At 71.7% G+C, this 22217-nt stretch carries 26 protein-coding genes; all 26 read left to right on the top strand.

Annotation, left to right across the window (positions count from 1 at the left end; all coding sequences use genetic code 11):
• Positions 1-27 precede the first annotated feature (27 nt).
• Positions 28-519 carry a hypothetical protein gene (locus ASF35_RS16230; RefSeq protein ID WP_055969820.1) on the top strand — a complete coding sequence of 164 codons (492 nt, stop codon included), beginning with the start codon at positions 28-30 and terminating at the stop codon, positions 517-519.
• Positions 520-605: 86 nt separating this feature from the next.
• Entirely contained in the window at positions 606-947 is a 342-nt protein-coding gene (locus ASF35_RS16225) for a hypothetical protein (protein ID WP_055969817.1), read from the top strand.
• Positions 948-949: 2 nt separating this feature from the next.
• Positions 950-1939, top strand: a complete 990-nt coding sequence (locus ASF35_RS16220; RefSeq protein ID WP_055969814.1) for a hypothetical protein — start codon at positions 950-952, stop codon at positions 1937-1939.
• A gap of 28 nt (positions 1940-1967) precedes the next feature.
• Positions 1968-2339, top strand: coding sequence for a hypothetical protein (locus tag ASF35_RS16215; protein WP_055969811.1), 372 nt, complete (start codon positions 1968-1970; stop codon positions 2337-2339).
• Positions 2326-2784 carry a DUF6093 family protein gene (locus tag ASF35_RS16210; RefSeq protein ID WP_055969808.1) on the top strand — a complete coding sequence of 153 codons (459 nt, stop codon included), beginning with the start codon at positions 2326-2328 and terminating at the stop codon, positions 2782-2784. Before ASF35_RS16215 ends, ASF35_RS16210 begins: the two co-directional genes overlap by 14 nt.
• The gene (locus ASF35_RS16205) at positions 2784-3206 is read left to right on the top strand and encodes a hypothetical protein (protein WP_055969805.1); all 423 of its coding nucleotides are present in this window, start codon (positions 2784-2786) and stop codon (positions 3204-3206) included. The genes ASF35_RS16210 and ASF35_RS16205 overlap by 1 nt, the downstream gene beginning before the upstream one ends.
• A complete protein-coding gene (locus ASF35_RS16200) occupies positions 3203-3661 on the top strand; it encodes a hypothetical protein (RefSeq protein ID WP_055969804.1) in 459 nt (152 codons plus the stop codon). Before ASF35_RS16205 ends, ASF35_RS16200 begins: the two co-directional genes overlap by 4 nt.
• A 13-nt stretch (positions 3662-3674) precedes the next feature.
• A complete protein-coding gene (locus ASF35_RS16195; protein ID WP_055969801.1) occupies positions 3675-4010 on the top strand; it encodes a hypothetical protein in 336 nt (111 codons plus the stop codon).
• Between the two features lie 49 nt (positions 4011-4059).
• Positions 4060-4548 carry a hypothetical protein gene (locus tag ASF35_RS16190; protein WP_055969798.1) on the top strand — a complete coding sequence of 163 codons (489 nt, stop codon included), beginning with the start codon at positions 4060-4062 and terminating at the stop codon, positions 4546-4548.
• A gap of 138 nt (positions 4549-4686) precedes the next feature.
• A complete protein-coding gene (locus tag ASF35_RS16185) occupies positions 4687-5286 on the top strand; it encodes a hypothetical protein (RefSeq protein ID WP_055969795.1) in 600 nt (199 codons plus the stop codon).
• A gap of 340 nt (positions 5287-5626) precedes the next feature.
• Entirely contained in the window at positions 5627-8557 is a 2931-nt protein-coding gene (locus tag ASF35_RS16180) for a tape measure protein (RefSeq protein WP_055969792.1), read from the top strand.
• Positions 8551-9459 carry a hypothetical protein gene (locus tag ASF35_RS16175; RefSeq protein ID WP_055969788.1) on the top strand — a complete coding sequence of 303 codons (909 nt, stop codon included), beginning with the start codon at positions 8551-8553 and terminating at the stop codon, positions 9457-9459. Before ASF35_RS16180 ends, ASF35_RS16175 begins: the two co-directional genes overlap by 7 nt.
• Positions 9460-9473: 14 nt before the next feature.
• On the top strand, positions 9474-10448 hold the full coding sequence (locus ASF35_RS16170; protein ID WP_055969785.1) for a hypothetical protein: 975 nt from the start codon (positions 9474-9476) through the stop codon (positions 10446-10448).
• A complete protein-coding gene (locus tag ASF35_RS16165; protein ID WP_055969782.1) occupies positions 10445-11761 on the top strand; it encodes a hypothetical protein in 1317 nt (438 codons plus the stop codon). Before ASF35_RS16170 ends, ASF35_RS16165 begins: the two co-directional genes overlap by 4 nt.
• Positions 11758-14301 carry a hypothetical protein gene (locus ASF35_RS16160; protein ID WP_055969779.1) on the top strand — a complete coding sequence of 848 codons (2544 nt, stop codon included), beginning with the start codon at positions 11758-11760 and terminating at the stop codon, positions 14299-14301. Before ASF35_RS16165 ends, ASF35_RS16160 begins: the two co-directional genes overlap by 4 nt.
• Positions 14298-14573, top strand: coding sequence for a hypothetical protein (locus ASF35_RS16155; protein ID WP_055969776.1), 276 nt, complete (start codon positions 14298-14300; stop codon positions 14571-14573). Before ASF35_RS16160 ends, ASF35_RS16155 begins: the two co-directional genes overlap by 4 nt.
• A gap of 140 nt (positions 14574-14713) precedes the next feature.
• Entirely contained in the window at positions 14714-15115 is a 402-nt protein-coding gene (locus ASF35_RS16150) for a hypothetical protein (RefSeq protein ID WP_055969773.1), read from the top strand.
• On the top strand, positions 15112-15810 hold the full coding sequence (locus tag ASF35_RS16145) for a hypothetical protein (RefSeq protein WP_055969770.1): 699 nt from the start codon (positions 15112-15114) through the stop codon (positions 15808-15810). Before ASF35_RS16150 ends, ASF35_RS16145 begins: the two co-directional genes overlap by 4 nt.
• 9 nt (positions 15811-15819) lie before the next feature.
• A complete protein-coding gene (locus tag ASF35_RS16140) occupies positions 15820-17703 on the top strand; it encodes a peptidoglycan-binding protein (RefSeq protein ID WP_055969767.1) in 1884 nt (627 codons plus the stop codon).
• 32 nt (positions 17704-17735) lie between these two features.
• Positions 17736-18044, top strand: a complete 309-nt coding sequence (locus ASF35_RS16135) for a hypothetical protein (RefSeq protein WP_200931788.1) — start codon at positions 17736-17738, stop codon at positions 18042-18044.
• A gap of 96 nt (positions 18045-18140) precedes the next feature.
• The gene (locus ASF35_RS16130; RefSeq protein WP_055969764.1) at positions 18141-18416 is read left to right on the top strand and encodes a hypothetical protein; all 276 of its coding nucleotides are present in this window, start codon (positions 18141-18143) and stop codon (positions 18414-18416) included.
• A 36-nt stretch (positions 18417-18452) separates the two neighbouring features.
• A complete protein-coding gene (locus ASF35_RS16125; RefSeq protein ID WP_055969761.1) occupies positions 18453-19031 on the top strand; it encodes a hypothetical protein in 579 nt (192 codons plus the stop codon).
• 95 nt (positions 19032-19126) lie between these two features.
• Positions 19127-19486 (top strand): hypothetical protein, encoded by a 360-nt coding sequence (locus ASF35_RS16120; protein ID WP_055969758.1) that lies wholly within the window; start codon positions 19127-19129, stop codon positions 19484-19486.
• Between the two features lie 77 nt (positions 19487-19563).
• Positions 19564-20712, top strand: a complete 1149-nt coding sequence (locus tag ASF35_RS16115) for a hypothetical protein (RefSeq protein WP_055969755.1) — start codon at positions 19564-19566, stop codon at positions 20710-20712.
• Positions 20709-21029 carry a hypothetical protein gene (locus ASF35_RS16110; protein ID WP_055969752.1) on the top strand — a complete coding sequence of 107 codons (321 nt, stop codon included), beginning with the start codon at positions 20709-20711 and terminating at the stop codon, positions 21027-21029. The genes ASF35_RS16115 and ASF35_RS16110 overlap by 4 nt, the downstream gene beginning before the upstream one ends.
• A complete protein-coding gene (locus ASF35_RS16105) occupies positions 21026-22204 on the top strand; it encodes a hypothetical protein (RefSeq protein ID WP_055969749.1) in 1179 nt (392 codons plus the stop codon). The genes ASF35_RS16110 and ASF35_RS16105 overlap by 4 nt, the downstream gene beginning before the upstream one ends.
• The last annotated feature ends 13 nt before the right edge of the window (positions 22205-22217 follow it).

The raw sequence follows: 22217 nt of genomic DNA, 5'->3' as shown, positions 1-22217 counted from the left end.
CGTCCCCACCATCCGAAGGAGCCCACCGTGGCGAAGGCAAAGAGCACGTTCCACGACCTGGATCCGGCCACCGGCAAGGTCACGATCTACCGTCCGGGCCAGAAGGTCCCCGACGCCGTCGCCGGCCGTGTCGGCGCCCACCTCCTCGACGGGCCCCGCCCGGTCCTGACGGCGGACCTGTCCGTCGACGGCGACGTCTCCGAGGCGCTGCAGGGCGCGCAGGCGCAGATCGCCGAGCTCGTGGCCGCGGTCACCGAGCGTGACGAGCGCATCGCCGCGCTCGAGGCCGAGCTCGAGGAGGCGCTCGACGCTGCCACCACCGGTGGCGACGACGATCCGACGGGCGACCTCGACGACCTCGACCCCGACGCCGAGGCGCCGGTCGAGCTGTTCGACCCGTCGAAGCACGACGTCGACGAGGTCCTGGCGCACCTCGAGAAGTCCGACGAGGCGGAGTACACGCGCGTCGTCGAGCTCGAGGGCAAGGGCAAGGCCCGGAAGGGCATCCTCGGCGGCTGACCTCCCGCAGCCGCCCACGGCCCGGCCACCCGTCCCCTACCTGGCGCGGTGGCCGGGCCGTCCCTCTTCCGAAAGGACCCAGCACCATGAGCACTCTCAACGAGCGGCAGCTGTCGTGGCTCCGCGGCCGCATCGGCGCCACGCCTGACGACCTGGCGCTGCACCAGAAGTTCGACCGGCTCGGCAGCGTCCGCGACGTGGCGCTCGAGGTCCTGCGCGCCCGCCTGCACGCTCTCCTCGCCTCGCCGCTGTCCGTCAACATCCCCGGCGCGGTCTCCATGAACAACGCCGAGAACGTGAAGGCCCTTGAGCGGCAGATCGCCGAGCTCGAGAAGCTCGTCGACGACCCGTCGCTCCCGACGCCCGTGCCGGCCGACGACCGCGGCGAGCTCGGCACGTTCGCGCTGGCCCGCACCCGGCGCCGCTGACCGTGGCCCGCTACGAGTGGCCGCCGCTGCCGATCGCGGACACCGACGACGCTGCCGAGGCGCTCGCCGAGGCCCTGGCGCGCTCGTGGGCGGACCTCGAGGCGGAGCGGGTCCGGGTGCTCCTCGACCCCAAGATGCTCCGCAAGCGCGAGGTCGACGCCTGGATCAAGGAGTTCCAGGCCGCGATCGATCGCTTCGGGGAGGAGGTCGCGTTCCACCTCGAGCGGTTCGCCGGGCTGCACCTGGCGCCGCAGTACATGGCCGGCGTGGTCGCGTCCGGCGGGGTCGCCGCGTGGACCGCGATCCACTCGCAGGCGTTCGTGGCCCTGGCGACCGACACCTACGCCGACTTCCTCGCCCGCTCCCAGGCCGCCGGCGAGACCTCTGCGGACTTCGCTCGCGCTGTGCGGGCCGCATCGCGTGCCGAGGTCCCCAAGCTCGCCGCGGGTGGTCGGACGGCCGCACAGGCCGCCGAGCGCCTCGAGGCGCGCCTCCTGGGGGAGTACGACATCACTCGCGTGGTCTACCGCAACGGTGCCCGGGTTCCCGTCGACGTCTACACGCGCATGGCCGCGCGCACGAAGTCGGCCGTCGCCTACAACGCTGGCACCCTGAACCAGGGCGTCTCGATGGGCGTGAAGTACGTCGAGGTGTTCGACGGCACCGACTGCGGCTGGCGCTACCACGAGGACCTCGACAAGGCCGCGGGCTCGATCCGCACCCTCGAGGAGGCGGCGCAGTACGCGATCAGCCACCCCAACTGCACGCGTGCGTTCGGCCTCCGGCCGGACATCGTCGACCCGGCGGCCGCGTCGCCCTCGACGACGCAGGAGCAGCGCGACGACGCCGCCGAGCACGACTGGTCGCCGGAGAAGCAGGCGATGCGGGACCGCTCCCGCCATGCCCGTCGCCAGCAGATCGCGCAGTCCCGCGTGGCCCGCCAGGAGCGGCTGCGGGCGCGCTACCTCGCCGAGGCCGCGGCGTCCTCGTAGGAGGGCACCGTGCGGATAGGATGAACACATGACCGATTCCCTGAGCCGCCTGTCGATCAACGAGACCGCTCCCGGCCGCGCCGAGGTCTCCCTCGACGGCACCGACGTCTCCTCGCAGCTCGCCGGCATCGACCTGCGCCTCTCGGCCGGCGCGGTCGCCCACGCGGTGCTCCACGTCCACCCCGCGAACCTGATCGACTTCGACGGCCTCGCCCGCGTCTACGTGGGCGACCCGTCCGCGCCCGACCCGGGTCCCGCCACGGCTGTGTTCCTCGGGCGCATCTCCGCCGAGGAGCTCGAGAAGGCGGCGCTGCAGCGCGCCGACCTCGGCACCGAGCCGCACGCCCTCACCGCGGCCATGCTGCGCCAGCTGATCGAGTGGGCCGATGTCCGGCCTTGAGCTCGGCGGCGTCCGGACCGCGGTCGACCTGCTGCTCGCCGGCTCCGCCGTGCTCGTCATCCGCGACCACGGCGCCAGCGACGACGTGCTCAACCAGGGCACGGGCAAGCTCGAGCCGCCCCCGCCGGACCTGCGGTACTCCGGTCCGGCGGGGGTCGTGCCGGCGATCGCCCCTTCCGGGCTGCCTGCGTTCGACACGGCCACGACCCCCGACGACGACGACACGACGCACCGACTGCTGCTGCCGCTCGTGGCGCCGGACGACCTCCGCTCCGGCGACCTCCTGCGCGTCGACGCCGTGCCGGCCTCCTCGGGCGACCCTGCGCTCGTCGGCCGGTGGTTCGAGTTCACGGGCCCGCCGTCGACCAGCATGTTCGCCGTCGTGCGGATCGGGTGGCTCAAGCCGACCCGTGGCCCGACCCTCCCCGAAGGCTGGGCCCCGTAATGGCCCCGCACCCCAACGCGCACCCGTCGGCCGGCGCCTACAGCAACGCTGCTGAAATCGCCGCCGACCTCCGGGCTGTCGGGGCGGCCGCGCAGTCGCGGGCCCGCGAGAAGGTCGACCACCACGCCATGCTGCTCGAGACGCGCGTGAAGGCCGCAGCCTCCGGCCGCCCTGGCCCTCGCGCCCCCTCTGGTGACTACCGGCGCTCGTGGACCACCGAGCCGTTCGCGGCCGGGTCGCTCGTCGGGGCGTCCGTCGGCACGGACAAGCCGCAGGGCCGCCGCCTCGAGTACGGGTTCGTCGGCCCCGACCGGCTCGGGCGCGTCTACAACCAGCCCCCGTTCCCGCACCTGCAGCCGGCGCTCGACGCCACCACGCCCGAGTTCGAGGAAGCGATGAAGGACCTAGGAGACTGGACGTGACCACCACCGCTCTGCGCCGTCAGCCGATGAGCCTGGCCCTGCGCGACGCCCTGGCGCATACGATCGGGTTCCCCTGCGAGCTGCGGTCCATCCCGCGTGTCCGCGACGGCGCCGCGACGGTCTCTGCTGCCCCGCCCTACGTGATCCTGTACCCGCTCGACGGCGGCAGCTCCGGCACGCAGGGGAAGCCGCACTCCTCCGCCGCGTGGTCCTACCAGGCCACCCTTGTCGGCCAGCGGGGCGACCAGCTCGAGCTGCTCTACGACCGGCTCGTCGCGTTCCTGTACGACCGCCACGCCTCCGGCGCGTGGGTTCACCCGCTCGCCGTGGAGGGCCAGAAGGTGTACGACCGCAACAAGGACGACGAGAACGGCGCGGGTGCGTCAGGTGAGGACACAAAGGCCGGTATCATGTCCCATGACGTGCGGTTCACACTGAGCGTTTCCCCTGCCTAGAAGGAGCCCTGCAATGGCCGAGTTCACCGACATCACCCGCGAGGACGTCGTCACGAAGTGCCCGACGCGCGCCCTGGAGTTCTACAAGAAGCGTGGCTGGTCCGTCGTGACCTCCGACGACTCCGATGCCGGCACGCAGCCCGACGGCGACCCCGTCGCCCCGGCTGCGGGCGAGCTGGTCGTCGACGGCACGCTCCCCGCCGGCGAGCTCGGCGCGGGCTCCGAGGTCCCGCCGCTCGACGGCCCCAAGACCACCGACGGCGGCTCGCTGCCCGAGGGTGAGAACGCGACCGCGAGCGTCTCCGCGGAGAGCGAGAGCAAGGCCGTCCGCGGCCGCGGCTCCCGCTGATCCTTTCCCACTCATCCGGTCGGGCACGTCCCGGTCATAGGAGGACACCATGAGCACTCGTTTCGTCCGGCGCGGTGTCAGCAAGTACTACTGGCTGACCGGCGTCTCCGACTACCGGAACATCACCCGCAGCGACCTCACGGGCGGCATCGACCTGTCCGACGAGATCGCCGACATCAGCGGCTGGTCGCTCGAGAACCAGGCCGCGTCGACGCCCGACATGGGTTCGCGGTTCGAGAAGAACATCCCCGGCCTCGACTCGGCCTCGGACTCCTCGATCACCTGCTACGAGCCCGAGGAGGACCCGACCGGCGACGAGGTCGACATCTCGGCCGTGCTGCCGAAGGGCGAGGCTGGCGTGTTCGTCATCCTCCGCCGCGGCGACAAGCCGGGCAGCCTCTCGCTCGACGCGTTCCCCGCTCGGGTCGCGTCGAACAGCGCCGAGCACTCCGCCGGCAACGACGCCGCGCGGATCGTCGTGCAGTTCACGATCACGACCGAGCCGGAGCAGGACCAGCCGGTCCCCGTGGCGGCCTGACCGGTCGCCCAGCACCACCACAACTACATCGGGTGCTCGTCCTCCCGAGGTCGGGCCGAGAAGGTTCCCCCTGGCACCCAGGGGCTATAACTTCCGGCCCGCCCTCGGGGCATCACCGCACGCCGCGAGGAGCCCCCGATGAGCACCACGTCCACCAAGAAGGCCACCACCGACGCGTCCGTCGCCGACGAGGTCTGGGCCACGAAGCGCGAGAAGCTGCGGCGTCGTGGCCGCAAGACGCGCCACTTCGACTTCCTCGACGAGGACCTCGAGGCCGAGCTCGAGCAGGCGCAGAACGTCGTCGGCGTCGCCGAGCTCGCCTGCCGCAAGGCCACCGAGGCCCAGCACGCCGACTCCACCCACGCGGTGCGCGAGAAGGCCGTCGCTGACGCCCTCCGCGCCAACCGCAAGGTCACGTCGGCTCGCAAGAAGCTGACCCTGGCGCAGAAGAAGCGCGACGAGGGAACCGTCCGCATCTACCTTCGCGGGCTCGGGTCGGACGTCTACGACGCGCTGGTCTCCGAGCACCCCCCGACCGACGCCGACCGGGCCAAGGGCCGGGACTACGCCCTGGCCACCTTCGCGCCGGCGCTCGTGGCCGCGTGCTCCCTGGACGACATGACCGAGGAGGACGCCGCGGACCTCATCGCGAGCCTGTCGCAGGGCGAGTCGTCGCTGCTGTTCGCCACGGCCGTCGAGGTGAACCAGGTCGCGCAGGTCTCCCTGGGAAAAGGCTGAGGGCGGACCCCTCGCTGGTCGCTGAGCTCGAGCTGTGCGAGTCCCTCGGAATCTCGCACTCGCACTTCCTCGGCGGTCCGGCCGAGTGGACGCCCCTCGACCGCGACAAGGCGCTGCAGCTCCGCGCGTGGAAGGCGGCGCACTGCTCCGGCTGCGGCACCCGCGCGGAGGAGTGGGACCCCAAGCGCGGCGGCCACCGGTTCGCGTACATCGGGCACTGGTCCCGCTGCCCGGGCTGCGAGGTCAAGGAGCAGGAGCGCCACAACGTCCCCGAGGACGCCAAGGGCGTTCACATCGGCCTCGTCGTCAACCCCGAGCTCGCTGACCTGGAGGTCTCCGCATGAGCGACAAGATTCTCGGCGTCAAGGTCCAGGCCGATATCGGCACCTACGCCGGCGACATGAACAAGGCCGCCGCGGCCACCGACAAGGTCGGCGCCGCTGCGGACCGCGCCGGCGCGGCCACGAAGAAGCAGGGCGACGCCTCCGAGAAGGCGGCCGACTCGAACAAGCGCCGCACTCAGTCGACCGACGAGTCGACGACCTCCCAGCAGCGCAACAACGAGGAGACCACCCGGGCGGTCGTCAACACCCAGGAGCTCGGGACGGCGCTCGTCGTCGTGGGCGGCTCCCTCACGGCGGTGGCGGCCGCGGCGATGTCGACTGGCATCGCGTACAACACGCTGCAGCAGCAGTCCCGTGCTGCTCTCACGACGCTGCTCGGGACCGCTGAGCAGGCGAACGCGCAGATGGACCAGCTCGACGAGTTCGCGCGCACCTCGCCGTTCGCCAAGGACACCTTCATCACCGCGCAGCAGCAGATGCTCGCGTTCGGCATCGAGACCCGAAAGGTCATCCCGTACCTCGACGCCGTGCAGGACGCCGTGGCTGCCTCCGGTGGCACCAACGCCGACATCTCCGGCCTGGTCGCCACGATGTCGAAGATCCAGTCGTCCGCGAAGCTGACCGCGCAGGACCTCATGGAGTTCGGCAACCGCGGCGTGGACGCCGCGTCGCTCATCGGCTCCCAGATGGACATGACCGGCGCCCAGGTCCGCAACGCGATCACCTCCGGCTCGCTCGACGCCACCGAGGCCCTCGACGCGCTCGCCGCCGGCATGTCCGAGCGGTTCGGCGGGGCGGCCGAGAACGTGAAGAACACCGCCGTGGGCGCGTTCGACCGGGTGAAGGCCGCGTGGCGCGACCTGTCCTCCGAGCTCGCGGAGCCGTTCGTGAGCAAGAACGGCGGCGGCATGCTCGTCGACCTCCTCAACGTCACCGCGGACGTCATGCGCGACTTCCAGGCCCTCCCGGGCCCGGTCAAGACCACCGCAGCGGCGATCCTGTTCCTCGGCGGTGCTGCTGCTCTGGCCGGCGGCACGTTCCTGCTCATGCGCCCGAAGGTCATCGCGCTCAAGACGGAGATCGCGTCGCTCGAGCTGCGGTCGCGCATGGCCGGTCTGTCGCTGCAGCAGCTCGACAAGGCCGCGATGCTCCGCAACATGGCGAAGGGCGGCCTGGTGCTGGCCGGCATGGCGGTGGCCGCTTCGGACCTGACCGAGAAGTTCGAGGGCGCCACGACGATCTCTTACGCCCTCATGGGCGCAATGGCCGGCCCGCTGGGCGTCGCGATCGGCACGACCCTCGGGCTCATGACCGAGCTCAGCAACTCGACCGCGGACCTCGAGGAGCGGTTCGCTTCGGCACGGGAGGCCCTCGGTGGGGCGAACACGTTCGCCGACCAGGACAAGGCCCTGGCCGCGCTGTCGAAGAACGTCGCCGACTACTCCGACGTCTCGCTCAAGAACCTGTCGGGCTGGAAGGTCGGCCTGCAGGCCGCGCTCGGCATGGACAACGTTGTCGAGAAGCAGCGGAAGGACTTCGCCGACCTCGAGGGCAACATGGAGCAGTACCGGGGCGCGCTGCAGCTGCTCGAGGACCGCACCGTCGGCGCCAAGGACGGCGTGAACGAGCTGTTCGACGCCGAGAAGATGCAGGGCTTCTACGACCGTGCGAAGCCGATCCTCGAGGGCCTCGGCATCGACATCGAGGAGGTCCTCAAGGCCGGCCCGGAGTCCGAGCAGTGGGCCGCGGCCGAGGCTGCCCTGGCCGCGTACGGCGAGACCGCCGGGAGCGCGACCGGCCCCGCCTCCGACCTCGCCGAGGCCGTCGCGTCGACGGGCACCGACCTCATGAGCGCGGCCGAGTCCGCCAAGGCGCTCGACGACGCCCTCTCCGCGCTGTTTAACCCCGCGATGGACTACGACAAGGCCACGAGCGCCTGGTACGAGGGCCTCGAGAAGCTCGAGAAGGTCCTGCAGGGCAACAAGGCGACCGTCGACCTGACCACGACCGCGGGCCGGGAGAACAACGCCGCGATCCGCGAGCAGGTGGGCGCGCTGCAGGACCAGATCGTCGCTGCCGCGCAGGCTGGCGAGTCGAACCAGACCCTCGCGGCGATGCTCCGTGACGGCCGTCAGGCGTTCATCGACACAGCCACGGACGCCGGGTGGACGAAGGAGGCGATCAGCAGCCTTCTCGATGAGTACAACCTGACGCCCGATCTGGTGCAGACCGTCATCGAGGAGGTCGGCGCTGCGGAGGCTCAGGAGGCTGCTCGCGCGGCCGCGGGTGAGATGGACAACCTCGACGGGACGACCGCGGGCCTGTTCATCACGCCCCCGGCCACGGGTCCTCCGAAGGCTGCGATCGACGACGTGAGCGCACGCCTGACGTCGCTCGGCCGGCAGGTGGCCCGCCCGTCTATTTCCGTGTCGATCGGCAACGCTCTCACGCAGATCGCATCGGTCGGCGCCCGCCTCGACGAGGTCATCCGCAAGAAGCGCGAGGCGAACGCCGAGGCCTACGGCGGGTTCTACCCCGGCGGCGCTCCTGCGTACGCCCGGGGCGGGTTCGTCGACGGCGTCCCCCGCTACGCACGGGGCCACCTGGACCCGCACATCGCCCGCGCCGGCGTGCCTCGCGCGATCTACGCCGAGCCCGAGACGCAGGGCGAGTCGTTCATCCCCCACGCGATGGACCGGCGCTCCCGGGCCACCGAGATTCTCGGGCTCACTGCGGACAAGTTCGGCTACGACCTCATGCCGAAGGGCCGCGAGCAGGTGCGCGGTGCCGTGGTCATGAACACCCAGGAGGCGCCGCTCGTGGGGTCCCTGGTCATCGGCGGCGAGACGCGCCGCGAGCGCCGCGACAACCTCGAGCTCGCCGATCGGCAGCTCCGCAAGATCAAGCGAGGAGGCCGCTCATGGTGAACATCGCCGAGCTGCAGGTCGAGGTGGGCGGCGTCGTGTTCGGGCACGGCACCGACGCGCCGCTCGAGTCCATCCGGGGACTCGGCACGGGGCCGCTCCGTGACCGCGAGTGGGAGAACGCCGGCGAGGACGGTCGGGCGTTCGGCACCGAGTACCGCGACGGGCAGACGATCCTGTTCGCCGGCGCGGTCGTCCGCGAGGGCGACCCTGCGGGCGCGTGGGATCGCGTCTCCGCCCTGCAGGACGTGTTCGACGACCCGGAGCTCCTCCGCAACCCCCGCGCGGTCACCACGTGCCGTGTGCGCCGTCCTGGGCGGCCTGCCCGGGTCGCCTACGGCCGGCCCGAGGAGTTCGACTTCGACAACAGCCGGCAGGCGATCGGCCTGCTCCCGTTCGACGGCGCGTTCCGCAAGTCCGACCCGCACTGGTACGACGACGTCGAGCAGAGCATCCGGGTGCGTCTCTCCTCGCAGTCGTCGTCGCACATCATCCTCGACGACGACGGGTTCCTGGTCGCACCCGTCACGACGACCGCGGTGGCCCGTCGTGCGTCCATCATCGAGAACGGCGGCAAGCGCCCCACGTGGCCGGTGCTGCGGTTCGCCGGGCCGATCACCAACCCCACCGCGACGCTCGTCGACGGAGTCGGGCGCCGCCTCTGGTCCCTCGGCATGGTCGGGACGGTCCCCGCAGGCCAGGTGGCCGTGTTTGACACCCGCCCGTGGTCCCGCTCGGCCGCGCTCGAGTCCGGTGCCCCTCTGCCGGGTCGCATGACGCTCGACTCCGCCCCCTCCCGTTCCACGATCCCGCCCGGCGAGCACGAGCTTGTGTGCTCCGGGATCGACGCCACCGGAACGTCCTACTTCGACGCGAGCTGGCGTGCCGCGTACCGGACCCTCTGAGAAGGAGCACGATCATGTGGGACTCCACCCCCTGGTTCATCGCTGGCGGCAAGCACGGCCCCGAGGTCGCGCGGCTCGTGGCGTACAACGCGTGCGGCGGCGTCGACGGCGTCACGCGGCCTGGCGACCTCAAGGTCCGTCCGAGCTCGCCGGCGGCGCAGTCCGTTGTCCTCAGCCCGGGCGCGACGTCGATCGTCAACCGGTCGGCCGGCGCTGCGTCGCAGGCGTACTCCGCGCGCAAGACCGAGGACGAGGTCGTGCCCCTGACGCCGACGCCGGCCGGCTCGGCCCGCACCGACCTGATCTGCGTCATCATCAACGACCCGGAGTTCCCCGGCTACGACTCGACGAAGGGTGGCGTCTACACGCTCGTCGTCGAGGGCGTCCCGGCCGACACGACGCGCCTGCAGGCCGTCCCCGGCTGGGCCAGCCGTTCCGGCTACGCCGTGGCCGCCGTGACCCGGCCGGCGAACACCGGCACGGCCACCGCGGGTCACATCCGCGACCTGCGGCGCCTCTCCCAGCCGCGCTCGCACCGCGACCCGCTGACGTACTCGCTGCTGCCCACCGACGCGGAGACCCTGACGTCGACGTCGGCGACGGGCGAGCAGTGGCCGGACGCTGCCGGCTGGAACGTCCAGATCCCGGAGTGGGCCACGCGGGTGAAGGTCGTTGCAACCTGGTACGGCGTGCGGGTGCCCCCGGGCAACCTCGTCGGGCGCGTCCAGGCGCGGCTCGGGCTCGTCGCCCAGGCGAACGCCCCCGTCACGCAGGAGATCGTTTTCGACACCCCGAACGCGAACAACGTCTCCCGCGACACGTGGGGGCTCGCCGACGACCTGCCGATCCCCGCCGAGCTGCGCGGCACGACCGTCTACGCGCACCTGCGCGGCCGCATCACCGCCTCCTCGGGCAACAGCGCCCGCGTGTCCCTCGACAACGGTTCGTCCGTCGTGCTCGACCTGCAGTGGGTGGAGGAGGTCGAGTGACCGCGTGGCGCTACCTCGCGCAGAACGTCCGCACCGGGGCGTGGCTCCACCCCGACCTTCCCCTGCGGGACGTCGAGGTCGAGCGCGCTGTGTCCGCGCCTGGCGGCATCGACGCCGTCATCGCGCCGGAGGTGTGGGACCTGCGCGCCCCCGACGGCTCCCAGCTGCTCCGCGAGTGGCAGACGGCGATCTACGCCGAGGCTGACGGCGTCATCCGTGGCGCCGGCATCTACGTGCGGTCGGCCCTCGAGGACGACGGCGAGTCGTGGTCGCTCGAGTGCCCCGGCTTCACGTCCTACCCTCACGGCATCCCGTTCGGCGGTCGCTACTACCGGTGGAACGCCGACCCGTTCCTCATCGTGCGCGACATCTGGTCCCACCTGCAGGGGTACGCCAACGGGAACATCGGCATGGTCATCGACGACGCGGTCTCCCCGGTCCGCGTGTCTCCCCCGAAGCCGCCGGACCGCCCCGAGCCGCCCAAGACCAAGCTGAAGGCGCCCGTGAAGGGCAAGAAGCCGAAGAAGGGCAAGAACGAGTCCACCGCTGCGTACAACGCCCGGGTCGCCGCATGGGAGAGCTCGTACGCCTCCCGGCGGGCTGCGTACGAGGCCGCCAAGAAGAACCTCGCGCGGTCGAAGGAGTCGATCAAGAAGGCCCAGGAGCGGTGGGACGCTCAGTACGGCGACCACGACCCCTACGAGCTCTCCTGGTGGGAGGCGCCCGACTGCGGTTCCGAAATCGACCGGCTCGCCGTCGAGACGCCGTTCGACTACGTCGAGACCCACCGGTGGAACGCCGCCCGCACCAACGTGCTCCACCGCGTCGACTTCGGACAGCCCCGCTTCGGGCGCCGGCGCAACGACCTGCGCTTCCAGGTCGGCGAGAACGTCGTCGTGGTCCCCGACACGGAGCACGACGGCGACGAGTACGCCAACGGGATCATCGCCCTCGGCAAGGGCGACGGCCGCGACATGCTGCGCGTCGAGGTGAACCAGGACGACGGCCGGCTCCGTCGCCCGCGCGCTGTCCCGATGAAGGACATCGGCAACGCCACCCGCCTCCGCGCACTGGCCGGCGCCGAGCTGCAGCAGCGGCTCGCGCTCGAGGGCATCGCCGAGCTCGTCGTGATCGACCACCCGAACGCGCCGCTCGGGTCCTGGTCGATGGGCGACGAGGTCGCGCTCGAGGTCCGCACGCCCGGCGGGGACCGCAAGACCATCTGGTGCCGCATCGTCTCCGAGCTCGTCCGGCCGGGGTCCGACGACCGGATCCAGCTCACCGTTGTCAACGCAGATCGGGTCCTGTCATGAGCAACCAGTCGAGCCGCAAGCTCGCGCGCCGCGTCCACCAGATCGAGTCCCGGGTCGCTGCGGGCGAGCGCGCAGCGCAGTCCGCCTACCGCTCGATCGAGGCCGGGGCCATGACCGTCTACGACGAGGACGGCAACCCCGTCGCCGCGCTCGGGAAGGCGGCCGACGGCACCGTGGGGCTCGTCGACCTGGTCGACGCGACGCCCGCCGCGCCTGCCGACGTGAACGTCACGCCCGGCAGCTCGTCGATCGTCGTGCAGTGGGCGGGGGAGTACCTCGAGGACCAGCCCGCCGGGGTCACGATCGCGTACATCGGCGTGCACGCCTCGCCGGAGGAGGGCGAGGAGTGGGACGACTCGACGGAGGTTGCCCAGCTGCCGCCCGCTGGCGGCGTCCTGACGCTCCCGGCCGACTCCGACGTCCCGACGTACGTCACGCTCGTCGCGGTGTCTGCTGCGGGCACCTGGTCTGCCCCTGGCGACGTCCACGAGGTCACGCCGTTCTACTACGACGAGACCCTCGAGCAGCTCATGGCCGACTTCCAGGCCGACCTCACGGGCGCCGTGAGCGCGGTCAGCGAGATGGGCACGGCGGTCGCGGCGGCCGCGCAGGCTGCGTCGGCCGCCAACGCCGCGGCCGTCGCCGCCCAGGATTCCGCCAACGGCAAGAACCGTGTCTGGTACGTCACGCCCCCCACCCCGTACGTCGGGGTCGTCGGCGACACGTGGTTCGACGCCGCGAACGGCTACCGCCTCAACCGCTGGTCGGGCACCGAGTGGGTGGCGTCCGAGCTCGGCCACCAGGCGATCGGATCGCTCGACCTCGGGAAGGCCACCGTGGGGTGGCTGGACGTGGCGAACCGCGTCAAGGCCGGGTCGATCACCTCCCCGCTGCTCGCCGTGACCGGCGACAACGTGTTCCCCGACACCGGGTTCCGCACCGACGCGTTCCTCACCTCAGGCACCGGCGGCCGGTTCGGCAACGGCACCGGCTGGGACGTCTACACCGCCGGGTCCGGCGCCCGCGCCGTCCGCTACACGGTCCCCGCGGGCGGGGGGACGGGCTTCTTCGACATCTTCCCCGTCACCTCCGGTACCCCCAGCAACGAGCCCGCGAAGGCCGCCGCGCGTGAGCAGTGGCTGCAGGTCTCCGGCGGCGAGCGGTGGATGCTGCGGTTCGCGCACTACAAGACCGCGACCCGGTTCAAGGTGTACGCCAACTTCCTCCGCACCGACGGCACCACCGGCGGCGTCGACCTCGTGTGCCAGGAGGACAACGCCGTGTGGGTCACGGCCGCAGGCAACTCGACCACCATGCGCTCCTACGTCCTCACCGTGCCGGAGAACGTCACGCACGTCGCGCTCCGCGTGCAGGTCGAGGGCGCCGCAGGGCAGACGTGGGCGATGTACGGCGAGACGCCGACCCTGCACCGCATGGAGTCCGGCCGGCTCCTGGTCGACGGGATCATCACGGCCGCGAAGCTCGCCGTCGGCGCCATGACTGCGAAGCTGATCGAGGGCGACGTCATCGCCACCGCGCTGGCCGGGCAGCGGGTGCAGATCAGCCAGACCGGCATCGCCACCTACAACACCGCGAACGCGATCACCGCGACGCTCTCGGCGGCGGCCGGCGGCATGAACCTCTCCGGCGTGCTCAACGTCGCCGAGACCGGCGAGGTCCGCATCGGTGGCACAACTCACCACGTGCGCGTCAGGACGGCCTCCCCTGACGGGTATGGCGCTCGCGGCTCGATCCTGTTCGACGGCAGCGCGTACTCGAAGCCGGCGGAGATCTTCGCCGACGCCAGCGACACCACGCGCAGCTCGATCCAGATGAACTCGCCCGCGACCGCATCCGACACCGTCCGCACCTACCTGCGTCTCGTGTCGGCCGGCGCTGGGAGCTCGCCGAACGAAATCTGGACGAACACGTCTTGGCTCAACTTCGTCGGCTCCACCACCCTGTACGCGCAGGCCGCTCTCTGGATCGCCCCCGGCGGCAACACGCGTCTCGCGCCCGCGGGCGATGCTCAGCTCGAGCCCGAGGGCTACGTCACGTCGAACCAGATCTACAACTTCACGGCGTCGGCCACCGCGAACATGGCCATCAACGCGAACACGCGCCGCATCCACCGCACCTCGTCGTCGCTGCGGTACAAGCAGGACGTGCAGGACCTCGTCGTCGACGAGGGCCTGTTCATGCGGCTCCGGCCGCGCACGTGGCTCGACAAGGCGGAGGTTGCTCGCTACGCCGACGACGAGACGGGCACGGAGCCGATGCCGCTCCGCTACCCCGGGTTCGTCGCTGAGGAGGTCCTCGAGGACGGTGGCGGCATGTTCGTGGAGTTCGTCGACGGGCGCGCCGAGTCGCTGCACTACGACCGGATGATCGCGGCCGCGGTCCTCGCAATGAGGGCCCTGGCGCGCGAGAATGAGGAGCTCAAGAAGAAGAACGCCGAGCTGGACGCCAAGGTCGTCCGGCTCGACCGCAAGCACACCGCGCTCGACCGCCGAGTCGCGCTCATCGAAGGAGCAGCATGACCGACACCACCAGCACCCAGGACCAGGGCACCCCGCTCGACATCGACGCGATCATCGGGGACCTGTCGACGCAGGTCGCCGACCAGGCTCGGACCATCGCGATCATCCGCACGACTGCCGCGCACTGGCAGAACGTCGCCGCCTCGCAGGCCGCCGAGCTGGCCGTGCTGAAGAAGGCCGGCGCCCGCTCGGGCAGCCCGGCGAAGAAGGCGGCGGCGAAGAAGCCGGCCAGGCGTCCCGCGAAGAAGGCCGCGGCCTCTCCGGCGAAGTGACGCTCCGGCGCGTCTCGCATGCGCGCATCATAGGAGGGCACAGATAGACTGGTCCTCGTCCTGTCGCCGTGGAAACCGGGGAACCTTGCATGGCTAATGAGCCGACGCCCGCTGAGCTTGCGCGGCGGCAGGACGACGTCGTGCAGGAGATGCGCGCCGGGTTCGCCCGGATGGAGGAGCGGCTCGGCCGGGTCCCCACGACCGAGGTGCTGTCCGCGCATCTCGGTTCGTGGGAGCGGGCGCTCGCCGGCGTGCAGTCCGCGCAGCGCGACGCCGACCTTCGCCACGCCGAGCAGCTGCAGAAGCTCGAGCGGGACCACCTGGCCGCGATCAACGAGCTGCGGGCCGACGGCGAGCGCGGCCGCGGGGTCCTGCACACCAAGCTCGAGGCGCTCGACGGCAAGGTCACCCGCGAGCTCAAGGAGCGCGACGCCGAGGCGAAGGCCACCCGCCGGTGGGCGATCGGCGCCGCCCTCACCGCGGTGGGACTTCTCATCGCCGTGCTCGGCCTGATCGTCAACGTAGGGGGCGTAGGAGGATGAACACACAGCGCGCGTCACGCACCCGAGTCGCCCTGCGGTGGCTCGGCTACACCGCGGCGGTGCTGACCGTCGCCGCCCTGGCCCTGGGAACCATGACACTGTTCGAACGGTCCGCGGTCTCCCGCGAGGAGCGTGGCGAGCTGCGGTCCGGGCTCGACGCCTCCCGCGAGACGACCGAGCAGCAGGACGTGGCGATCTCGCTCCTGCAGCAGCAGCTCGAGGACATCGGCGAGATTCCCATCGTCCCCGTCAGTCCGAGCGAGACGGCCCCGACCGTCCCCCTCCTGGTCGCCCCTGGCGCGCAGCCGTCGGAGTCCCGCCTGCAGCGCGCGATCGAGGACTACTGCGCGTCCGGCGGGTGCGGCGAGGACGGGGCCGACGGGGCCACCCCCTCCCTGGCCCAGCTCTCCGGCATCGCCGCCCAGGCCGTGGCTGCGTACTGCGCCCCACGCAACAGCTGCACGCCGCCTGCGCCCCCTGCGGGCAAGGACGGCGCGACCGGCGGCCAGGGCCCGCAGGGTGTCGGGCTGCGGCGTCTCGCGTGCGTCGACGGGGAGCTCGTCGCGTTCCTCACGAACGACACCTCGAGCACGGTCGAGGGCGGCTCCGCCGCGTGCTCGCCGCCCCCCGTCCTCCCCGGGACGGACCCCGACCCGGAGCCCACCCCCGACCCCTCGGCCACGCCCGCCTCATAGGAGCACACCATGTCCGTCACCTACATTCCTCGGTCCGAGTGGACCAACACCAAGAACGGCCGCGCCGGCCGGGCCCTCGACGTCGCCCGCGTCGACGGGTTCGCCGTCCACTACCCCGCCGACGGGAACGTCACCCTGGGGCGCCTGTCGCGCGCCCAGGTGGCCGCCAAGCTTCGCGCCTACCGGCAGGTCCACCTCAACAAGAAGTGGGCCGACATCGGCTACAACTACGCGATCGACCAGGCGGGCCGCATCTGGTTCCTGACCGGCGACAACGTCGGCGCCCACGCGAACGTCGTCGGGAACACGCGCCGCATCGGCGTGCTGTTCGTCGTCGGCAACAACGAGCCGATCAGCCCCGAGGCGATCGAGGCGTTCCGAGCCCTCCGCGCCGACAAGCGGCGGAAGTTCACGAAGGCGACGCTCGTGCAGGGCCACCAGCAGGTGCCCGGCAACAGCACCGCCTGCCCGGGCGCCCCCCTCATGGCCCTGGTGCGCTCCGGCGCGCTGTCCAAGGCCCCCGGTGCCACCACCGAGCCCGTCGAGCTCGACCGGCTCGCCGCGTCCTCCTACCCGCCCGTCGGCCCCACGCGCGGCGACCACATCACGTGGCTCGGCGAGCGGCTCGTGCTGCACCTCGAGGCCGCAGGCATCCGCGTGCCCTACGCCGTGGGCCCCGGCCCCGGCTGGTCCGACACCGACCGCGAGGCCGTGCGGCTGTTCCAGCTCGGCCAGGGCTGGACCGGCGACGACGCCGACGGCTACGTCGGACCCGTCACCCTGCAGCGGCTCGCTGCGGCCCCCTCCGCGTGGCCGGCGAAGGTCAACCCCGCCCCGGTCGACGAGCCGGAGCCCGAGCCCGCCCCGGAGACGCACTACGTCGTCGTCGCCGGCGACACCCTCTGGGCAATCTCCAAGCGGACCGGCGTGTCGCTCGACGACCTCAAGCTGTGGAACGCGATCGAGGACGCCGACGTCATCCGCGAGGGCCAGCTCCTCGCCGTCGTGCGCCCCGAGGTCATCCCGCCGATCTGCCCGGCACCCACCCCCGAGCCCGAGGCGCCCCCGGTCGTGGTCCCGACGCCCGAGCCGTTCGAGCTCGTCGACGAGCGGATCGTGTTCTGGAACCTCGCCGGCTACAACGCCGCGAAGGGCAAGGCGACGGCCAGCAAGCGGATCCCGGACATGGCGCGCGAGATCCTCGCCGACGCGCCCGACGTCATCATCGCCGTGGAGCACTCCCACGCCATGCTCCGCGAGATGGACGCCGCGCTGCCCGGGTTCCGACGTGCGCTGCTCCCGGGCCGTTCGGCGACGCAGTCGAACGGCGCCGGCCGCGAGGTCTACCTCCGCGACGCCGAGTACGTGATCGACCACGTCGAGCGGTCGACGACGCCGACCGAGCTCAACGGCGACGACAAGCCGATGCTCGGCGTGGTCTACAGCCCGAGGGACGGCGGCCTGCCCCGTGCGGTGGTCGCCGCTCACAACGAGTACCGCAAGGACGGCATCGACAAGGCGACGGGCCTGCACGCCGACACGGTCCGGGTGCGGCAGCTGCGCGAGAACCTGGTCTTCCTGGTCCACCGCATCGCCGACGGGCACGACGTCCCGTACTACAACCTCGCGCTCGGCGTCGACAGCAACTCGTACACGTGGGCCCTCGAGGAGGCCGTCCGCATGAATTGGCGGTCGTCCTTCCAGCTCGCCGGGGAGACGTCGCAGGGCAAGTACCGGACGCACAACAACTGGCGCACCCCGTTCCTCGAGGGCGGCCACTTCGACCTGGTGCTCGTGCGCCACTACGTCGAGGTCCTCTCGGCCGCGCAGGAGCTCAACGCGTCCCGCTCGGACCACCACAAGATCACCGTCGTCCGCAAGGTGCGGAAGTGACGGCCGACCGCTCAACCCCGAAGGAGAACCTCATGAGCGTCCCCACCCAGACCGCGCACCCGTGGCGCGCGACCCTCCGCACGACCCTGGCGGCCCTGCTCGCCGTGGCCGCGATGCTGCCGCTGATCTACCAGGCGGCGACGAACAACGACCCGGCGGCCGCTACGGGGCTCGCCGCGGCCGTCCTGGCGATCGCTGCCGGCATCACCCGCGTCATGGCCCTGCCGGTCGTCACGACCTTCCTGCAGCGGTTCGTGCCCTTCCTGGCGCCCGAGCCGGCGCCCGTGGTCCGGTCGCACCACGAGGGCGACGAGGGCGACGAGGGCGGCTTCTACGCCTGACTGGTCGTGAGCTGCGCGCCCTCGGGGGACTCCTCTGGGGGCGCGCAGCTGTGTCGGGTGCCGGCCGCGATCCGGGGGAGGGCATACGATATGGCCATGAGCGCCAACGACGTAGAGGTCCCCAAGCTGCCGGTGCTGCTCGGTCTGTGCGAGCTCGTCGAGCTGTTCCCGACGGTCGCCAAGCCGACGGTGTACCGGTGGAACACGATTCGGTCCGGGAAGCGGATGCTGCCCGAGCCCGCGGTGCGTGCCGCTCGCACGTCGCTGTGGACCGAGGAGCAGGTGGTCGCGTTCGCTGAGGACCGGCGCCTCCGGCTCGACGAGCGGGCCCTGGTGCGGATCCGAGCGAGGCAGGTTCGTCGCTCCGCTTGACTTGATAAACGTCAAGCATGGCTGTACGGTGTAACCATGACCAGCGCAGCCGCCACCGCCCCCGCCTACGTCGACCCGTGCCCCGGCATGAAGGGCGACGACACCGTCACCGAGGAGTGCGGCAAGTGCTCGGGCCGCGGCCGCATCCGCGCGTTCGCCGGCTACAAGTTCGGGATCTGCTTCGACTGCGACGGCGACGGCGTCCTGGTCCGCAAGGTCCGCAACATCCGCGCTGCCGCTCGCCGCTCCGCCAAGGTGGCCGCGGCCGAGGCTGACCGACTCGCCTCCCATGCTGCCCGCTACGACGCCGCCCGCGACGCCCTGGTCGCCGAGGCCGCCGAGCTCGAGGCCGCGCTCAGTGACGGTGACGACGTGGCCCGCTGCCACGCCGCCCAGGACGCCGTCCAGGCTGTCCTCCGCGGCTCGAGCGTGGCCGACGCCCTCGCCGGCTACCACTGGGAGACCGAGGGCCGCTTCGCCCCCGTCGTGGTCGGCGCCAACCGCTACCGGGGCGACTGCCGCGACTGCGGGGCTCGCGTCAAGGCCGGCGCTGGCGTGCTCGTCAAGGCCGACGGCGAGTGGCTCACCTACTGCACAGAGCACGCCCCGGGATGACCCTCCCCGGGGCACGGCGCGCCGGAGGCCCACCTCCGTCACGTCGTCATAGGACGGTACAGTAACGACCTGCCACCACCTACGAGGGAGACCCGATGTCCGCCAGCATCGCGCACCACACCACCGGCCAGATGATCCTCGACGTCCCGGAGCTCAAGCAGCCCGACGTCGTCACCGGCTCCACCATCCAGGAGCGGTTCGAGGCGTTCCACGACCTCAACCCGTGGGTGCTCGAGACGCTCGAGCGGCTCACCTCCGAGTACCTCGAGGGCGGCCAGCGCCGCATCGGGATCGGCATGCTGTTCGAGGTCCTGCGGTGGCAGTACGGCCGCGTCACCCGCGGCGACGAGTTCCGCCTGAACAACAACTACCGCTCGCGCTACGTGCGGCTGCTGCTCGCCGAGCACCCCGAGTGGGAGGCCGTGTTCCACACGCGCTCCCTGCAGTCCGCCTGACCTCCTCATAGGAGCACACAGACACCCGGCGCCTCCGCGCCGGCGCACGACCGCCAACCCAACGAAGGAGAACGACCGTGTCGTCGACACTGAAGATCAAGTCCCGCAAGCCCACCGGCCAGGTCCCCTACCCGCTGCTGCTCGTCGAGGGCCCCGAGAAGGCCGGCAAGTCCCTCCTGCCCGTCGTGCTGTCGACGTCGGAGCGGGTCGGCATGACCTACTGGATCGACCTCGGCGAGGGCGCCGCGGACGAGTACGCCGCGCTCCCCGGCGCGCAGTACGAGGTCATCGAGCACGACGGGTCCTACCGCGACATCCTCGAGCAGATCACGGCCGTCTACAACGAGGCCGCCCGCGCTGCCGCTGCCGGCGAGGCGCCCGTCGTGATCGTCATCGACTCCATGAGCGCCGAGTGGACGATGCTCGTGAATTGGACCAACGACCGCGCCCGTCGCTCGAAGAACGGCGTCCGCAAGCTGCAGGCCGACCCCGATGCCGAGATCGACCCCACCAGCAACCTCTGGAATGACGCCAACAAGCGCCACGCCCGGATCATGGACCTGCTGATGTCCTTCCCCGGAATCGCGATCGTGACGGCCCGCGGGAAGGAGGTCGCGGTCATCGGGCCCGGCGGCGCTCCGATCGAGGGCCGCAAGGAGTGGAAGGTCGAGGGCCAGAAGAACCTCGCGTACGACGCCACCGCCTGGATCCGTCTGTCGCGCGACCCCCGCGGCGCCGAGCTCGTCGGCGTCCGGTCGCTCCGCATGCAGGTCCCCGAGGGCCAGACGCTCGCCATGCCGATGAAGAAGGTCGGGTCGTGGGACGTCTGTGACCTCGAGACCTTCATCTTCGAGACGCTCGGCTGCACCCCCGGCAAGGCCCACGTGCGGGACCTGCAGCGCCTCCGCGGCGACGAGCTGCAGGGCGCGCTCGAGGAGGTCGCCCGCCTCGACGAGGAGGCCGCACTGAAGGCGTTCTACGACAAGGCGATCGTCAACCTGGGCCCCGAGGACCGCGACACGTTCAACGTGGCCGTCACCGCTCGCCTGGCCGAGCTGCGGGGCCCCGCGCCCGAGGGCCAGCCCCAGGTGCCGCAGGACGGCCCCACGGCGCCGCAGGAGCAGCCCCCGGTCGGCCAGGAGGCGCTGCCGGAGGACCCGCCGGCTCCGGCGAACGACGCCGACCGCCTCGCTGCCGCGGCGCAGCGCCAGGAGGTGCCGGCATGACGTCGCCCATCTTCGCCGACGCTGCCGCCCGGTGGCGCGAGGTCCGCGACGCCCACCGGGCGCTCGTCGAGACCATGTTCGTGGCCGCCGAGGCCGAGTGCCGGGGCAACCTCCTGAACCGCCGCGGCCGCGACGCCGGCATCGACCCGTTCACGCTGTTCTACGGCACCGAGGCCCGCGCCTACGCCTACGCCTCCGACGAGCTGATCGAGTTCTGGCAGTCGCACCCGCGGCTCCCGCTCGTGGAGTTCGAGCGGCAGGCCGCGGCCGGGCAGTACGTCTCCTGCCCGTCCTGCGGTGAGGCGGTGGCAGCATGACGCTCCCGCTCATCACCGAGGCCGCCGTCGTCCGAGACAACCGCTCGGCACGCTCGAAGCAGCGCAAGCTCGGCCCGTCGTCCGTCGGCACCTGCAGGCGGCTCGCCGGCTACCAGCACCACGGCACCCCGAAGTCCAACCCCGAGCACGGGTCGGGCCCCGCGGCGCTGTGGGGCACGTGGCTCCACAAGGGCGCGCTGGACGCCATGCGGTCGGAGTGGGGCGCGATCATCGAGACGACCGTCGAGGATGACGTCCTCCGCGGTCACGTCGACGCGCTGCACCTGCCGGCCGAGCTGCTCGACCTCCTGCCCGCCCGGTACCGCAATGGCACCCCGGTGGCCGACGTGCCCACGGTCGACGACCTCAAGACGAGGCGTGACGGGCGCATGGTCGAGCTCGTGCGGTCGACCGGCCCCAAGCGGTCCGAGCTCTACCAGACGCACCTGTACGCCGACCTCCTGCGGTCCGGCAAGATCAAGCCGCTGAAGCGTCAGGAGCCCCTGGTCGAGCTCGGCCCGATCGACGTCCAGCGGGTGGTCCTGCGGTACGTCGCCCGCGACGGCTCCGGCGCCGAGTACGTCTACGAGCAGGCCTACGACCCGGCGATCACCGCCGAGGCGCACGAGTGGGTCGCCCAGGTCCGCACGTCGGAGTCCCCCGAGGACCTCCCGCGCGACCAGGACGGGCCCGGCCTGTCCTACGTCTGCGACTCGTGCCCGTTCCTGCGCGAGTGCTGGGGCGAGGAGGTCGAGGGCCTGGTGCCGCAGACGCGGCTCATCGTCGACGACGCCGACGCCACGGCGATGCTGGCCGACTACCACCGCGGGCTCGTGCTGACTCGCGAGGGCGACGCGCTCAAGAAGCGAGCTCGTGCTGCGCTCGACGCGTCGCCGCGGGCGATCTTCACCGACGGCGAGCGGGCGTTCGTCCTCGGGTGGTCCGGCGGCGGCAAGGTCGGCGAGTCCAAGCCCGACGTCGACGCGATGGTCCGGCTGTACGAGGAGGCCGGCCTCGAGGTGCCGATGAAGGCGCCGGCCCCGTCGCGCCCGGCGATCGCTGTCACCCCGTACGACGTGCCCGACGCCACCTGCCAGAAGGACGTCGAGGGCGACGGCATCTGCGGGCTCAAGGAGAAGCACAGCGGCCGCTGCGCCGTGTTCCGCGAGCCCTGAGCACGACCCGGCG

The organism is Aeromicrobium sp. Leaf291, from assembly GCF_001423365.1.
Taxonomy (GTDB): domain Bacteria; phylum Actinomycetota; class Actinomycetes; order Propionibacteriales; family Nocardioidaceae; genus Aeromicrobium.
The sequence above is the reverse complement of the archived record's forward strand: the minus strand, read 5'-3'. Positions and strand labels throughout refer to the sequence as shown.

Coding starts and splice junctions, on each gene's coding strand:
- ASF35_RS16105 (WP_055969749.1), top strand. CDS start 21,026: ATGACGCTCCCGCTCATCACCGAGGCCGCCGTCGTCCGAGACAACCGC.
- ASF35_RS16190 (WP_055969798.1), top strand. CDS start 4,060: ATGAGCACTCGTTTCGTCCGGCGCGGTGTCAGCAAGTACTACTGGCTG.
- ASF35_RS16110 (WP_055969752.1), top strand. CDS start 20,709: ATGACGTCGCCCATCTTCGCCGACGCTGCCGCCCGGTGGCGCGAGGTC.
- ASF35_RS16180 (WP_055969792.1), top strand. CDS start 5,627: ATGAGCGACAAGATTCTCGGCGTCAAGGTCCAGGCCGATATCGGCACC.
- ASF35_RS16120 (WP_055969758.1), top strand. CDS start 19,127: ATGTCCGCCAGCATCGCGCACCACACCACCGGCCAGATGATCCTCGAC.
- ASF35_RS16175 (WP_055969788.1), top strand. CDS start 8,551: ATGGTGAACATCGCCGAGCTGCAGGTCGAGGTGGGCGGCGTCGTGTTC.
- ASF35_RS16125 (WP_055969761.1), top strand. CDS start 18,453: ATGACCAGCGCAGCCGCCACCGCCCCCGCCTACGTCGACCCGTGCCCC.
- ASF35_RS16135 (WP_200931788.1), top strand. CDS start 17,736: ATGAGCGTCCCCACCCAGACCGCGCACCCGTGGCGCGCGACCCTCCGC.
- ASF35_RS16210 (WP_055969808.1), top strand. CDS start 2,326: ATGTCCGGCCTTGAGCTCGGCGGCGTCCGGACCGCGGTCGACCTGCTG.
- ASF35_RS16195 (WP_055969801.1), top strand. CDS start 3,675: ATGGCCGAGTTCACCGACATCACCCGCGAGGACGTCGTCACGAAGTGC.
- ASF35_RS16160 (WP_055969779.1), top strand. CDS start 11,758: ATGAGCAACCAGTCGAGCCGCAAGCTCGCGCGCCGCGTCCACCAGATC.
- ASF35_RS16225 (WP_055969817.1), top strand. CDS start 606: ATGAGCACTCTCAACGAGCGGCAGCTGTCGTGGCTCCGCGGCCGCATC.
- ASF35_RS16215 (WP_055969811.1), top strand. CDS start 1,968: ATGACCGATTCCCTGAGCCGCCTGTCGATCAACGAGACCGCTCCCGGC.
- ASF35_RS16155 (WP_055969776.1), top strand. CDS start 14,298: ATGACCGACACCACCAGCACCCAGGACCAGGGCACCCCGCTCGACATC.
- ASF35_RS16130 (WP_055969764.1), top strand. CDS start 18,141: ATGAGCGCCAACGACGTAGAGGTCCCCAAGCTGCCGGTGCTGCTCGGT.
- ASF35_RS16170 (WP_055969785.1), top strand. CDS start 9,474: ATGTGGGACTCCACCCCCTGGTTCATCGCTGGCGGCAAGCACGGCCCC.
- ASF35_RS16145 (WP_055969770.1), top strand. CDS start 15,112: ATGAACACACAGCGCGCGTCACGCACCCGAGTCGCCCTGCGGTGGCTC.
- ASF35_RS16140 (WP_055969767.1), top strand. CDS start 15,820: ATGTCCGTCACCTACATTCCTCGGTCCGAGTGGACCAACACCAAGAAC.
- ASF35_RS16185 (WP_055969795.1), top strand. CDS start 4,687: ATGAGCACCACGTCCACCAAGAAGGCCACCACCGACGCGTCCGTCGCC.
- ASF35_RS16205 (WP_055969805.1), top strand. CDS start 2,784: ATGGCCCCGCACCCCAACGCGCACCCGTCGGCCGGCGCCTACAGCAAC.